Source organism: Haloglomus salinum, assembly GCF_024298825.1.
In the GTDB taxonomy this organism is placed as follows: Archaea; Halobacteriota; Halobacteria; order Halobacteriales; family Haloarculaceae; genus Haloglomus; species Haloglomus salinum.
This window is the reverse complement of sequence record NZ_CP101153.1, coordinates 3186711-3200961: the sequence shown is the minus strand read 5'-3', so window position 1 is coordinate 3200961 and position 14251 is coordinate 3186711. Positions and strand designations below refer to the sequence as shown.

Annotated in this window: 11 protein-coding genes; 4 read left to right on the top strand and 7 right to left on the bottom strand. The window is 70.0% G+C overall.

Going from position 1 to position 14251, the window contains the following annotated elements:
• Positions 1 to 2: 2 nt before the first annotated feature.
• Both NL115_RS15550 and NL115_RS15545 read right to left on the bottom strand, forming a co-directional pair.
• Positions 3 to 1472: a PAS domain S-box protein gene (locus NL115_RS15550; protein ID WP_254830252.1), complete on the bottom strand. Its 1470-nt coding sequence runs from the start codon at positions 1470 to 1472 to the stop codon at positions 3 to 5.
• A gap of 95 nt (positions 1473 to 1567) precedes the next feature.
• Entirely contained in the window at positions 1568 to 3355 is a 1788-nt protein-coding gene (locus NL115_RS15545; RefSeq protein WP_254830251.1) for a YcaO-like family protein, read from the bottom strand.
• A gap of 200 nt (positions 3356 to 3555) precedes the next feature.
• On the opposite strand from NL115_RS15545, the gene NL115_RS15540 reads away from it, so the two are divergent.
• Both NL115_RS15540 and NL115_RS15535 read left to right on the top strand, forming a co-directional pair.
• Positions 3556 to 3849, top strand: coding sequence for a DUF5789 family protein (locus tag NL115_RS15540; protein ID WP_254830250.1), 294 nt, complete (start codon positions 3556 to 3558; stop codon positions 3847 to 3849).
• A gap of 243 nt (positions 3850 to 4092) precedes the next feature.
• Positions 4093 to 4545: a DUF302 domain-containing protein gene (locus tag NL115_RS15535; protein WP_254830249.1), complete on the top strand. Its 453-nt coding sequence runs from the start codon at positions 4093 to 4095 to the stop codon at positions 4543 to 4545.
• Positions 4546 to 4648: 103 nt separating this feature from the next.
• Here the strand turns inward: NL115_RS15535 and NL115_RS15530 are convergent, their stop codons facing one another.
• From NL115_RS15530 to NL115_RS15510, 5 genes are all read right to left on the bottom strand, one after another.
• Entirely contained in the window at positions 4649 to 4939 is a 291-nt protein-coding gene (locus NL115_RS15530) for a hypothetical protein (RefSeq protein WP_254830248.1), read from the bottom strand.
• Positions 4940 to 5003: 64 nt separating this feature from the next.
• Positions 5004 to 6371, bottom strand: a complete 1368-nt coding sequence (gene nreA, locus NL115_RS15525) for a DNA repair protein NreA (protein WP_286666922.1) — start codon at positions 6369 to 6371, stop codon at positions 5004 to 5006.
• 102 nt (positions 6372 to 6473) lie between these two features.
• A complete protein-coding gene (locus tag NL115_RS15520; RefSeq protein ID WP_254830247.1) occupies positions 6474 to 7793 on the bottom strand; it encodes an MFS transporter in 1320 nt (439 codons plus the stop codon).
• A complete protein-coding gene (locus tag NL115_RS15515) occupies positions 7794 to 8762 on the bottom strand; it encodes a DUF368 domain-containing protein (RefSeq protein WP_254830246.1) in 969 nt (322 codons plus the stop codon).
• 1 nt (position 8763) lies between these two features.
• Positions 8764 to 11880, bottom strand: a complete 3117-nt coding sequence (locus tag NL115_RS15510; protein ID WP_254830245.1) for an oligosaccharyl transferase, archaeosortase A system-associated — start codon at positions 11878 to 11880, stop codon at positions 8764 to 8766.
• A gap of 124 nt (positions 11881 to 12004) precedes the next feature.
• Between NL115_RS15510 and purM the strand changes: the two genes are divergently transcribed.
• Positions 12005 to 13087 (top strand): phosphoribosylformylglycinamidine cyclo-ligase, encoded by a 1083-nt coding sequence (purM, locus tag NL115_RS15505; protein ID WP_254830244.1) that lies wholly within the window; start codon positions 12005 to 12007, stop codon positions 13085 to 13087.
• A gap of 61 nt (positions 13088 to 13148) precedes the next feature.
• Complete coding sequence (locus NL115_RS15500; RefSeq protein WP_254830243.1) at positions 13149 to 14186, top strand: aldo/keto reductase; 1038 nt, start codon at positions 13149 to 13151, stop codon at positions 14184 to 14186.
• Positions 14187 to 14251: the final 65 nt, after the last annotated feature.

The window sequence follows — 14251 nt, the reverse complement described above, 5'->3', positions numbered from 1 at the left end:
CCTCACCCGTCCGCACTGTCGGCCAGGGGTAGCCGCATCTCGACGACGGTCCCGCCGTCGTCGGACTCGTCGACCGAGAGGTCGCCACCGGCCTCCGTCGTCACCCAGTTGACCAGCCAGAGACCGAGCCCCTGGCCGTGGCGCAGCGGTGTCTCCGAGCCCTCCTCCAGCGTGCGGCGTTCCATCCGGGGGATACCCGGACCACTGTCGGCCACGCGAAGCACGGCCACGGGCGCACCCCCCGGGTCCTCGGAGCTGCAGAGGTCGACGCTGACCGCCGGGGCGGTGCCGTCAGGGCCATCCGACCCGGCCTCCGACGGACCGCTCGTCGAGCCGTGTTCGACGGCGTTCTCGATGAGTTCTCGCACTGCGTGTCGGCACCCGGGAGACGCCACGTGGAGCGGGCGCTCCGGGAGGCTGGTGGCGATGTCGTGTCCCCCGGCCTCGACCTGGTCGGTGGCCTGCCGGACGGCCGAGCGGAGGTCCAGATGGTCGGTCTCGTGGTCGCCCGAGACCACCTCGCGGACGGTCCGCGCGGTGTCGCTCACGGCCAGCAGGCTCCGGGCGCGGTCACGAATTCGCTCGGCGGCAGCCGCCTGCTCCCCCTCGGCGTTCCGGGCGATGTCCCCGGCCTCGCCCAGCACTACGTTCATCTCGTTGCGCAGGTTGTGCCGGAGCACCCGGTCGAGCACGTCGATTATCTGCTCGCGCCGTGTCCGCTCGGTCACGTCCCGAACGACACAGACGAAGCCGTCCTCGAGGTCGCTCAGCGAGAGTTCCTGCTGGAAGGTGGAGCCGTCGGCGCGCCGGCCGACGGCCGGGCCGCGCCAGCCGCCCGTCTCGACCATCTCCGGCAGCGCCTCCCGTTCGAGCCGTCGTTGCTCGGCCGGGTCGTAGAGCTGGGACCAGTGGTTCCCGAGGAGTTCCTCGCGGTCGTACCCGTACAGGTCGGCGTGGGCGTCGTTGACGAAGAGATAGCAGCCGTCGTCGTCGAGCAGCGCCATCCCGTCCATGGCACCCTTCATCGCCTCCGAGTGGCGCTCGATGGCCCGGCGGCGCTCGGTCGCCTCGCGAGCCGCTCCGCGCACGGCGACCACTTCGCCCTCCGCGTTCCGGACCGGCTCAGCGTTCACCTCGATCCAGGGGCGCTCGTCACCGGCAATCCGGAGTGCCATCCCGCGGACGGTCTCTCCCGACAGCACCGCGTCCAGCGCGTCGTACGCGGTCTCGAGGGACCCAGCGGCGATGTACTGCTCGAACTTGTCGTCGATGACCTCCTCGGCGGTGGCTCCCAGGAGCCACTCGATGTCACCGGAGACGGCGGTGACCGTCCCGCCGGTGTCGAGTCGAAAGGCGAAGTCGACACCCAGGTCGGCGATGGCGTCGACCTCGATGCCACTCGCGCCGTCGCGTCTGGCGGACGCCCGCTGTCGACCCGGGGTAGCGCTCGGCTCCCGGTCACCCACACCCATTGGTAGTGAGATGTCCACAACCGGTTGCCCTTAAATTACGGGTCACCTCGATGCCCGAGTCGGCGCTGCAGTGGCCCGGGCAGGCGTCAGCGGCATCAGGGGAACGGATGATGCGCACGGTCCAGGCGCGGTTCGCACCCGAACGTCTCCGGGACTTTACGTGCACGCTCGCCGAAGTAGGACGTCCCGCTGAACAGTGGTTGCGCACCCGGAACCAGTACCCGGACCGCCTCGAAGCCGAGCGCCTCGACGTCGCGAGTCGTCACCCGTGCTGCGTACGCGTCGAGGTCGGCACTCGCCACCGCGTCGAGCAATGCCTCGAGCGCCGCGTCGCCGGCAGGGGGGTCCGACGGGCCGACGGACTCCAGCGGAACCGTCGTCTCGGGGGCACAGAACTCCCGGACGCCCCGCGGTCGGTCCGCGGCTCGCGCGACGCCGGGTTGCTGTTCGGTCGCGCCCTGTCGTCCCATCCCTCGGAGTTCCATCCAGTTCTGGAGCGCCTCGGCCAGTGCGTCCCGGGCGGCCGCCGCGGGGTCGAGCGCCGCGGACATCCCGGCCGCGAACTGCGGCCAGCGGTCACCGTCGTGGTGGACCGCGCAGGCCACGACCGGCACGTCGATGTCCTGTGTCAGCAGGAGCGCAGTCGTCTCCAGCCCTTCCGAGCGGGCGCGCCGCCGGAGCGTCTCGAAGGTGGCGAGCGGGCTGTCCTCGGGTGCAGCCGCGAGAGCGTCGGGCCCCACGGAGAGCCCCATCGGTTCGAACGTCGAGTACCACGCCAGCATCGCGGCGTCGCGCTCGATGACCTCGGAGAGCCCCGAGAGCAGGGCGTCGACACCACTCCCGAAGCCCAGTCCTGTCGTGATGGCCGGACGGTGGCGAGCGCCCTGCGGCGGTGGGAACACGACGAACTCGGCCGGGAGCCACGCGCGCTCGCCCGTGACGAGGTCCTCGCCGGCGACCCAGGGGATGGACTCGCTCGGGTCGGGGGCGTGCCAGTCGCCATCGTCGGCGTCCGGCCGCACGAACGCGGACGGCGGGACCGCACCCTCGACGCCGGCGGCCGGTGCGCGCTCGAAGGCGTCGCCGCGGTAGACGGCGGCTGCGTAGCGTTCGAGTCCCTCACCGAGCGCCTTCCCGAGCGCGACGTTCCAGTCGGTCGCGACCCCCGCGGCGAGGCCGCCGGTCACGCCGTCGCTGAACGCGCTCGTGTCCGCGAGTTCGGCGAGGTAGTACGGCGCCGGGAAGGACTCGGCCTCGCTTATTTCGCGGACCGGGCCCAGCCGCCGGTCGACGGCGCGCTCCAGCCGGTCGACGGACTCCTGGAGCGAGCGGTCGACGACGGTCCGGTCGAGGGTCGCATCGGGCGGGTCCGTCTCGCAGGCGCACCCGGGAACCGGGAGGATTCGACGCTGCGCGTGCGGGACTTCGACGACGCTCCCCAGCGTGGCCGTCTCGCGGCCCTCGACGAGGTCGGCCGCCGCGCGCCCGGCGAGCGCGCCCGCGAAGCGTGCCGTGGTCGCCGCGACCGACGCGTCACCGTCGGCGCGGTCTCCATCCCCCTCGAGCCCCGCCGCGACGCGCGTCCGGAGACAGTCGAAACAGGCCGTGCCAGCGCCGAATCCGCCGACGGCGGCGTCGCCGTCCGGGAGCGCGTGGCCACCGACGCCGCCGAGTTCGACCGCCAGCCACGGCGTCCCGGCGTCGTGCGCAGTCCCCGTCGCATCGGCGAAGGCCTCGGCGCCGACCGGCGCGACGACGATGCCGAGGTCGGCACCCACAAGCGAATCGGGTGCGGCCGATTCGACCGTCGCGTCGGTGTCCGCGAGCGCGGCCGCAACCGCCTCGACCGCCGGCCCCTCGCCCGCGAGTCGGACCTCGGTCACGGCTCTCCCCTCGTTCGTCCGCGTCCCCGTCCGGTTTCTCGCGCGCGCGGCGTCCCGACGGCCCCGTGCATCGGCCCGGCTGTCTGGTGCATATCACACGTCGCGACCGGACGGGAGGTGTCGTTTGTGGTCCCGACGGGGCGAGGGTGAGGACGCTCCGGCTTCGAAAACGGTATGAGCGAACCCGTGAACACTCGACCATGAGCGACGAGGACGAGGAGACCGAGGAGGAAGCGCCGGCCGTGGAGCTCGGCGAGGGCGCCGACGTCGAGGGCGCACCGCTCGCGAGAGTGAGCCACCGGCTCCACTACGGTATCGAGCACAGCGAGGTCGTCCGCCGGGAGGGTGAGACGGTCGTCCGGACGCCCGACGGCCCGCGCGAACTCGGCGACATCCTCGAGGAGACCGACGAGACGTACTTCGAGACGCGCAACGCGCTGGAGGACGCCGTCCAGAGCGTCGTCGGCACCGGCCCGGTTCCGACCGAGGACTGAGCCGGTCAGGTGGCCGGCAGTCGCAGCGGCGATTCCGTCATGTCTCTCCTGTGGAACCAGCCACGGCACCATCCCCGCCGGCGCCCGGGAACAGCGGCGTGGGGGCTCTGAATCAGCGGCACCAGCTCACGACAACAGCGGCGAGTGGGCCGGCACGGGTCACACGCCGGCACCATCTGAATTGCGAACCGTGCGCAAGACTGTGGGAACGCTTATTCCTCCGACGGGCGTCCGTCCGAACGCATGACGCTCCCCATCGACCCGACACAGCTGGACGGCGACGACATCGGCGAGAAGCGCGCGACCCTCCACATGGACCACGAGGAGGCCATCGAGCACGTCCGGGAGGCGTTCACGCAGGAGGGCTTCGGCGTCGCGACCGAGTTCTCCCCCTCGGACATGCTCAACGAGAAGGTGGACGCCGGCCGGGACCCGTACTACGTCCTCGGCGCCTGCAACCCGAACATGGCCGACCGCGCACTGGATGCCAGCGACAAACGCATCGGCGGGCTGTTCCCCTGCAACGTCGTCGTCTGGCAGGAGGAACCCGGCGTCCAGGTCGTCTACCACGTCTCCATCATGAAGGCCGCCCGACTCCTCGGGATGGCCGACGACAACGAGACGATGGCCGACATCATCGCCGACACCGGCGAACTGGTCGACGCGGCGTGGGCGAATCTGGACACCGCAGAATAATAGACGATATCGCCGAGATGTCGACTTGTTCTAGAACTTCAGTAGTAATCCGCAACATCCAACAGATATCTGTGTCGCAGTCAGTGAGGGTCCGGATACCACCTCACTCCCGGTCCTCCCCCTGCGCGACCATCCGTTCGAGGTCGTCGACGCGGTTCTGGAGCGCCTCGAGTTCGGTGACCCGGTCGTCGAGGTCGTCGACGCGTGCCTGGACGCCGCCGACCTCGCGCTCGACGCGGTCGAAGCGTTCGTCCATGCTGCCGCCGCTCTTCGTCCGGTCGATGAAGTAGTAGAACCCGCCGAGGATGGCCAGCAGGATGGCGACACCGAAGATGACGTTGAGCGCGATGATGAGCAGTTCCGGGCCGCCGGGAATCTGGAGTGGGGCGAGCATCGTCCGGAACACCACCCCTAGGGGGAAAAACGGCAGGTCGGGAGCGGTCACCGGGCGCGCTCGTTCACTCGAAGTCCGAGAGCGTCGGATTGCCGCCGGTGTCGCCGGCGTCCTTGTCGACCCGGCCGCCGTCACCGACCGTGCCGCTCGGGTCGACGCCACCCCCGTTCCCGAACGCGCCGAGCGTCGACTGCAGGCCGGCGACCATCTCCGACTTGCGGCGGAGTGCGTCCATCGAGATGGGCAGGCGCTCGCCGACCTCGCGGACCGCGTCGTGGAAGGTCTCGGCCACACCGGGCTGCCCGTCGCGGAAGGCGTTCCGCACGGTCTCGCGGACCTGCCAGACGCCGGCCGGCCCCCAGTAGTCCTCGGTGACGTGCCGGAGAACCAGCACCTTCGCCTGCCGGTCCCGGTCCCGGAGGTGCTCGAGAACCCCCAGCCGGGAGGCGTAGTACGCCCCGGAGGTCTCGTCGACGTACGTGGTGCGGCCCTCGTACCCCTCCCGGTCCGAGGCGACGCGGTAGCCGCGGTCCTCGTGGGGGTTCCAGACGCTGCCGGGTGCCTTCATCTCGACCAGTTCGAACTCCCAGTCGCCGGGCGCGAGCAGCACCCAGAACCGGTTGCCGAGGAACTCGTTGTACCAGACCTCGATCTCGTCGACCGAGGATGCGTTCCGCAGGCCGCCGCGGAGGAAGCCCCCGATGGTGTCGTCGACGGCGGTGATGGACCAGCGCGTGGGGACCATCCGGCGCTCCTCTGTCTGCCCCAGCGCGCCCGCCGAGAGGATGGTCTTGACCTCGTACACGTCGAAGCCACGGTTGTAGAGGTAGCTCATCGCGCCCTCGGCCTTCCAGTCGTCGTCCTCCAGGGTCTTCTCGACGGCACGAGGGACGTGGGGGTTCTCCGTCAACTCGGCGTGCTCGGCCTGCGCGCGCGGCCCGGTCGGGGTGGCGATGTCGTCGAAGCCCACGTCCAGGTCGAGGTCGAGGGGGCCGTCCAGCCCCACCTCCACGTCGACCGGGCGGTCGGCGATGGCCACCTCGCGCTGCACACCGGTGAAGCCGGTCCACTCGTCGGCGACGTGGACGTTCGTCCGCTGGGTGGAGTTCAGCAGGTTTGTGCGCGCCTCGAACACGTCCTCGATGCCGAACCCCTCGCGGTACCAGTGGCTCCCCGTCTCGTAGCGCTCGGCGCGCTCCTCGTCGCCGACCGGCGCGAGGACGCCCGCGGTCACGTCCGGGTACTGGCTCCGCCCGACGAAGATGGACGGCGACGTGGAGCCGAACAGGGAGTCGCCCTGGGCCACCTCGTCGAAGCGGCGCTGGACCTCGTCGAGGTGGTCCGTGATGGCGTAGGACTTCTCCTCGGCGAGCTGGCGCTTCAGCGCCTCGGTGCCGTCGTCCAGCCCGTCCATGAACTCGTCGAGGCGCATCGTCTCGTCACGAACTCCGGCCGCAGCCCAGTTCAATCGTTCGGCAGCGGAGCGAAAGTGGTCGGGGAGGAGGAGTGAGAACGCGCGAGCGCAGGGCGCCCGTCAGTCGGCCTCGAAGACGCCGTCGTCGTCGGTGGCTCGCGTGTGGGCTCGCCCGGCCAGCAGCCCGAGACCGAGCCCCGCGACCGTCCCGAGGGCGGCCGTCCCGAGCAGGACGTACCGGACCGCGACCTCGAAGCCGAGGACGGGTTCGCCGGCCGCGATGAGCCCGCCGAGGACGAGCGGAGCCGCCGTCGAACCGACGCGGCCGACCGACTCACCGACGCTGACGAGGCCGCCGCGGGCGCTGGCGTCGGCCAGTCCGGTCACGGTCGACCGGTAGAGCGTGAGGACGGTCCCGAAGCCGGCCCCGACGAACGCGGCTCCCGCGGCCGCTACCGGGAGCGAGGTCGCGAGACCGAACAGCGCCAGCCCCGCGCCACAGACCGCCATCGTCGTGGCGAGGGGGACCCCGCGGCCGTCGAAGGTTGCGGTGAGCCGGCCGACCTGGGTTCCACCCACCGCCGACCCGAGGCTGGCGAGGCCGACCACGAGGCCCGCGACGCCGGGGGACCCACCGAGGAGCCTCCCGGTGACGACCGAGGCGTACGTCAGGAAGGCGAACCAGAGGAAGGAGGGCACCGCCCGCCCCAGGAGCGCCGCGAGGACGAGCGGGTCGCGCAACCGTTCGACGAGGGCGCCGACCGTGGCCTCTGGTTCCGAGCCGTCGGTCGCCCCTCCTCCGGCACCCGCCCGCGTCGGTTCCTCGAACACGAGGAGGACGACGAGCGCGACCGGCAGCCCCAGAAGGAACAGCAGGAAGGGGAGCTGGAACCCCCGGGCGACCAGCACCCCTGCGACGACCGGGAACAGGGCCAGCGAGAGCCCGACCGTGGCGAACCGGAGTCCCTGTGCGGTCGCCTCACGCTCGCCGCCGTAGAGGTCGCCGACGCTGGCGATGAGGACCGGGCCGATACCACAGTAGCCGATACCCTGCACGAGGCGGAGTCCGACGACGACGCGGAAGTCGGTCGTGAACGCGGCCGCACCGCCGGCGACGGCGAACAGCACGAGCCCCGCAGCGAGAACGGGGCGCCGCCCGATGCGGTCCGAGAGCGCCCCGACGAGCGGGATAGCGACGATAGAGGGCGCGGTGAACGCGGCCATCAGCAGGCCGACACGGGCGACGGAGACGCCATACGGCGCCGCCAGCGACTCCAGCACCGGCGAGACGACTGACGAGCCCATCGGGGAGATGATGCTCCCGAGCAGGAGCACCTGGAAGGTCCGGTCCCGGACCACGTCCGCCTCCGCACCGAACAGGCGGGCAATCACGGCCGCGAGCGGTCCCGTCGCGGTCTCGTCCGACGCGCCGGGGGGCATTCAGAGCCCGAGGTCGGCCGTGATGTGGTCGAGACCCAGCACGAGGACGGCACCGACGACGCCGGCACCGAGCAGGAGCGCAACGGTCCCGGGCGTGAACTGTGTAGTGGCGTCAGCGATTTCCCGGGCCGGCAAGCGGAGCGCACCCACCATCAGGCTCACCAGGAACGTCAGCGTCGCGGCGCGGTAGTGGTCCAGTGCCCAGCGGATGACGTGTGCAACCGTCAGCAGCCCGACGACAGCGCCCGCACAGAACGTCACGACCACGCCCGCGTGGCTCGCCAGTGACGGCCCCTGACCGCCCGTCACCGTCGCGATGACGGCGTCGACGAAGTCACCCAGTTGCGTGATCATGTACTCGTACTGCCCGAGGATGATGAGCAGGAACGAGCCGCTGATACCGGGCAGGACCATCGCAGTCACGGCGATCGAGCCAGCGACGAAGACCACCGGGAGCGTCGATGGCAGGGCTCCAGAGATGGGGCCGGTCAGCAGGAACGCCACGACCACACCGACGACGCCGACCGCCAGTCGGCGAGGGGTGCCGACATCCACCTCCCCGTAGAGGACGACCGCACTCGCGGCGATGAGGCCGAAGAAGAACGCGAACGTCGGGGCAGGGTGTTCCTCCAGTGCGAACTCGAGTACTCGCGAGAGGGTCACGACGGCCGTCGCGATACCGCCACCGAGCGTCAGCAGGAAGGGGACCTCCATCTCCCGAAGTCGCGTGACGAGGGCGGCACGGCCGGCACGGGTGTGGATGTCGCCGAGCAGAAGCACCGCTAGCGGGTCCAGCTCGGTGATGGCCGTCACCAGTCGCTCGTAGACTCCGACGATGAGCGCGACCGTCCCGCCCGAGACGCCGGGAACGGTGTCGGCAGCGCCCATCGCGGCGCCTTTCAGGTAGACGGACAGCCACCATGGGAGCGGGCCCTCGCCGGACGTCACCGTCGCTTCGGTCCCGCCCATCTCAGCCGAGCACCGACGTGAGCGGCGTGGTCAGCCAGGCCGGCGGTGCGAGCGATGCCGTCGGTGTCGCGGTCGGCGTCGCCGTGCCGGTGGGTGTCGGGCTGGGGGTCGACGACGTGGAGTTGGTGTCCGAGCCGCCGGAGTCGGTGGTGTTCGTTCCGCTCCCCGAGTCCGTCGAGTTGGTGCTGTTGCCCTCGTTCACCGTGACGACCTCGCCCTCCAGCGTCGCGGTGACTGGTTCGTCGCTCCGGCCGATGACCTGCGCCTCGGAGACGGTCGCGTTCGCCCGGTATCGGGTGATTCCGTCCTCGGCCACCGTCGGTGGTGCCGTGATGGCGTACGGGCCCGTCGCCCTGACGGAGACGTTGGTGCGGCCCTGCTCGGGGCCGAACTGGTCGTACCCGGTCGTGGAGTACGGCACCGTCATCGTGAACCGGCCATCGTCGCCGGTCTGGGCCTGCTGTTCGTAGGTGAACGTCCGGCCGTTGGTGGGGATACGCATCTGGACCGTTGCCGTGACGTTCGTGTTCGCGGGGCCCTCACCCTGGATGGTCGCGCCCTCGACGCGCTCGAACGTCTTCAGGTAAGATGCCGATTCGATAGGCTGGGGCGGCCGCTGGTTGAGGCGCGACCAGAGACCGAAGGCACGGCTGATAGGCGTCTGTGCGGTCCGTTCCGAGGCCCAGACGAGCCGGTACTGCTCCAGTGCCGGGACCGGCTCGCTCGGCTTGCCCAGCACACCGCCGATCTGTGCGGTCCCGTCACGGCGGACGTACTGCTCGGCCGCGGTCCGGTTGGGGAACGTTCGGACGGGCTGGGTCGCAGCGGTGATTCCCGGGAGGGTCGTTCCACGGTAGTCGACGCGCTCCCAGTCGGCGACGACGACGCTCCCGTCGCTGAAGGTCGGCTCAGCCCGGCTCCCGTGGTACTGGTAGAGCCGCGTCCGTATACTCTCCATCGACCGCTGGGAGTGGACGGCGTAGCGGCCGACGAGGCGGCTCCCACCCTGGGTCTGCTGGACGACGTACGCCGTCTGCTGAAGGTCGGCAGCGCGGAGGGCCCGGAGGCCGTCCGGCAGCCCGTCGCTCCCGTTGGGGTGCAGCTGGACGACGTACTCGCCGGTGTCGTTGTCGACGGCGTAGCGGCGCTGGAACGCCACCGGCGCGCTGAACTTCTGGGTCCCAGCCAGCCCCATCTGATAGTCGAGCATGACGTACCTGGTCTGCTCGCCGTCGCCGCCGGTGCTGGCGGTCGACTCGACCGTGTACGACTCGTTGGCCGAGAGCATGATGTTCGCGGCGTATCTGGCGTTCTGCTGGAACGGGTTCGCGTTGGGTATCCGTTCACCGAGCACGGTGATCCAGTGGCCGTAGTCCCACCAGGCAAGGACGCCGTAATCCCCCGACTGGTAGTCGAAATCGTCAGTCCGCTCGTACGTCCCGTAGTACCCCTTGTCGAGGGCTGTCTGGGGGTTCTGTCCCCACTGGCCCTCCTCCGGCGTCTCGTTCTGGAGCCACTCCAGGCCCGGCGCCCACTGGGCCGCGCCCGGGGTGCCGCTCCCCCGAGACTCGGCCGTATCCAGCGCCGCGTTGGAGAGCCCGCCCTGCCCGATCGTCACGGCGATCGGGGCGGTGACGAGGAGCAGGGCCGCCACGACGGAGATGACCTGATACCCCTTGATATCGGTGACGTCGGAGAGGTCGTACAGTCCAATCAGGTCGAACGCCTCCTTTGCCAGGAACGCATTCAGCGCTCCCAGTGGGAGCACCATGTAGACCGCGAATCGCGTCATCGTGTTGGCCATCGCGAAGAGGAACAGCGACCAGACGACGACGAACAGGCCGGCGGGCGCGATGGAGTCATCCTGTAGCGAGCGGTAGGTCAGTGCCACGAGACCGGCGATTCCGGTGAAGAACGCGAAGCCGAACGAGTTGAAGAAGAACCCGACCGGGTCGCCCGACGGCGTGACCTCACCGATGGTCGCGGCGGTCTCACTGACATCGGTCCCGAAGACCCGGACGACCTGGCGCTGGAAGTAGGCGAACACGTCAGGCACCACGAGCGCCGAGAGGCCGACGGCGAGCAGGCCGAGCACGAGGAGCCCGACACCGAACCCCCAGCGCGGCACCTCCCGGTCCATCCCCTCCCAGGCACGGCTCCCGGCCACGATGACGACACAGGCGACGATACCCAGGGCAGCCACGAGTGGCTGTGTCAGCGAGAAGTCGATGGAGAGTTCGAGGGACTCCATCTGGACGAGGCTCAGCAGTAGCGTGACCCCCAGTGTGACGACACCGACGATGCCGACGTGGTCGGGGGCGCCCCCTCGGGCGAAGGTCCCGAGAAGGTACAGGACGAGGAAGACGTTGAGGATGCCGATCAACACGACGCCTGGCGGCCACACCCAGACGTACAGCCCGAGTCCGAGCCCCGCCAGCGTCGACCAGAGGAGCGTCGGTCGGAGCGAATCGAACTCGCGAGCGGTGAACAGCTCCCAGATGGGACGGTCACGCTTCGCCACGTCGAGCGCGATGAGGAACAGCGCCACGGCGATGCCCATGAACAGCACCTCGGCGACCTGGTGGTCGGCGACGCCGACCAGTCCACGCGTGAGGAACAGTCCGGGCGTTATCGCACCGATGAGGGCCGCGATGAGCCCTCCAACTCGTCCCCCGAAGCGCTTCCCGATGAAGTAAAGCGGGATGAGCGTCAGCGCGCCCATCAGCGCAGGGGCGAACAGCGTGACGACCTTCACCTGCTCGGGCGTGGGCGAGCCCAGCCCGTATATCAGGGCCATCGTGGCCACGAGCTGGTCGAACAGCGTGCCGAACGTGCTGGGGTTCTTCCCCGCTGCGAACCCGGTCCACGGGTCGAACGGCATCGTCGATGGCCAGTGCCGAACCGTGTACTCGACCATCCGGTAGTGGTACCACGGGTCGTTTCCAGAGAAGAGAATCCGCTCACCAGACGTGTAGTTCTGCCAGCCGCGCGTCCGAACCCAGAGCGAGAACGCGACCAGCAGGGTCAGCACTGGGAGATGATACACCTCACGGAGCCTATCGCTGGGGAGGTCGAGTTCCTCCACCCGCTCCGAGATCGATTTCGAGGACTGGCTCATTGCCCGAACGGGGGAGCAAAACGCGCATAAGCCTTTTGCGATTGGCTCGCCGGGCGATTCCGCAGTGCCACGGTGTCAGGCGGCGACCGACACGCCTTTGCGCGACTCGCCCCCGCGCTCACCCATGACCGACCGTGGCGCGAACGGGGACGACGACGCACCGGACGGGAACCGGGACGCGGCGGACGAGACCGACGAGGAGGGACTCACCTACGCCGACGCCGGCGTCGACATCGACGCGAGCGAGGCCGCAACCGCCGCCCTCGTGGGCGCGGTCGAGGGCGTCTCGGGCGACTACGCCGGCCTGCTCGACATCGGCGACCGCTACCTCGCGCTCGCGACCGACGGCGTCGGGACGAAACTGCTCGTCGCCGAGGCGCTGGGGGACTACTCCACGGTGGGCATCGACTGCATCGCGATGAACGTCAACGACCTCGCGGCCGCGGGCGTGACGCCGGTCGCGTTCGTCGACTACCTCGCCGTCGACGAACCGGACGAGGGGTTCGCCGAGCAGGTCGGCCAGGGCCTCCGCGCGGGCTGTGAGGCCGCCGACATCGAACTCGTGGCCGGCGAGACGGCCGTGATGCCGGAGGTCGTGAAGAGCCTCGACCTCGCCGGGACCTGTGCCGGCCTCGCGACCGACGCGGACCTGCTCCCCGGCGACGCCGAGGCCGGCGACGCCCTGGTGGGGTTCCCGTCCTCGGGCATCCACTCGAACGGCCTCACGCTCGCGCGGCAGGCGACCACCCGCGACCACGAGTACACGGACCCGTTCCCGGTCGAGGAGTACGGGACGCCGAACTGCTCGCGGGTCGAGGACGGCGAGACGCCCCGCATCGGCGACGTGCTGCTGGAGCCGACACGCATCTACACGCATCTGCTGGCGCCACTCCGGGAGGCCAGCGCCCACGCCGCCGCGCACATCACAGGGGGCGGGTGGACGAACCTCACCCGCCTCGGCGACTTCCGGTACGTCGTCGACGACCCGTTCGACGCGGACCCCATGTTCGACTTCGTGCAGGCCGAGGGGTCGGTCGACGACGAGGAGATGCACCGCACGTTCAACATGGGCACCGGCTTCGTCGCCGCGCTCGACCCCGAGGCTGCCGAGGCGCTCGTCGCAGAGACGGAGGGACGGGTCATCGGGCGGGTGGAGGAGACGGACGGCGAGGCGAGCGTCGATATCCGTGGGTTGACGCTCTCCTGAGAGCGGTGCATCCCCGGTGGCCCGGCGCACAGTTATCCTGGCCCCGCGTGTAGCCCGTGGCATGACCGACATGCGATACCGACGTCTCGGGAACAGTGGCCTGCGCGTGAGCGAGTACTGCCTCGGGACGATGACGTTCGGCGAGGACTGGGGCTGGGGTGCCGACGAAGCGGGCGCCCGCGAACAGCTCGACCGGTTCGCCGACGCCGGCGGGAACTTCATCGACACGGCCAACAACTACACGGACGGCTCCAGCGAGCGGATGCTGGGCGACCTGCTGGAGGGCCGACGCGACGAGTTCGTCCTGGCGACGAAGTTCACCTCCGCGACCCGCCCGGGCGACCCCAACGCCTGCGGCAACGGGCGCAAGAACATGATGCAGGCCGTCGAGGCCTCGCTCGACCGCCTCGGGACGGACTACATCGACCTGCTCTGGGTCCACGCGTACGACGGGATGACGCCCATCGAGGAGACGATGCGGGGGCTGGACGACCTCGTCTCGCGGGGTCTGGTCCACCACGTCGGGCTCTCGGACTACCCGGCGTGGGCGGCCTCGCGCGCGGTGACGCTGGCCGAGGAGCGCGGCTACGTGACGCCGTGTGCGCTCCAGATCAAGTACACCCTCACCGAGCGCACGCCCGAGCGCGAGCTGCTCCCGCTCGCGCGGGAACTCGGACTCGGCGTCACCGTCTGGTCACCACTCGACAGCGGCGTCCTCACCGGGAAGTACCTCGAGGCGGACGCCGAGGGGCGCCTCTCCGTGACGGGCCGGGAGATGACCGACGAGCAGGAACGCGTGGCACGGGCGGTCGTCGAGGTGGCCGACGGGGCCGACTGCTCGCCCGCGCAGGTCGTCTTCGCGTGGCTGGATGCCCGACAGGAGGCGACTGGCGTGCGGTTCACGCCCATCGTCGGCGCGACCACACCCGAGCAACTGGACGACAACCTCGGCGCGCTCGACGTTAAGCTCGCCGACGAACACGTCGAGCGCCTGAACGAGGTGAGCGCGGTGGACATGGGGTTCCCCGGCGAGTTCCTGGAGTCGGGGATGGTGAACGACATCATCCACAACGGGATGCGGGACCGGATGGACAGGTAAGCAGATAGAATCCCGGTAAAGTATTTAATCAGATATTTTATTTGTTTAGAAATTAATAGTGATTT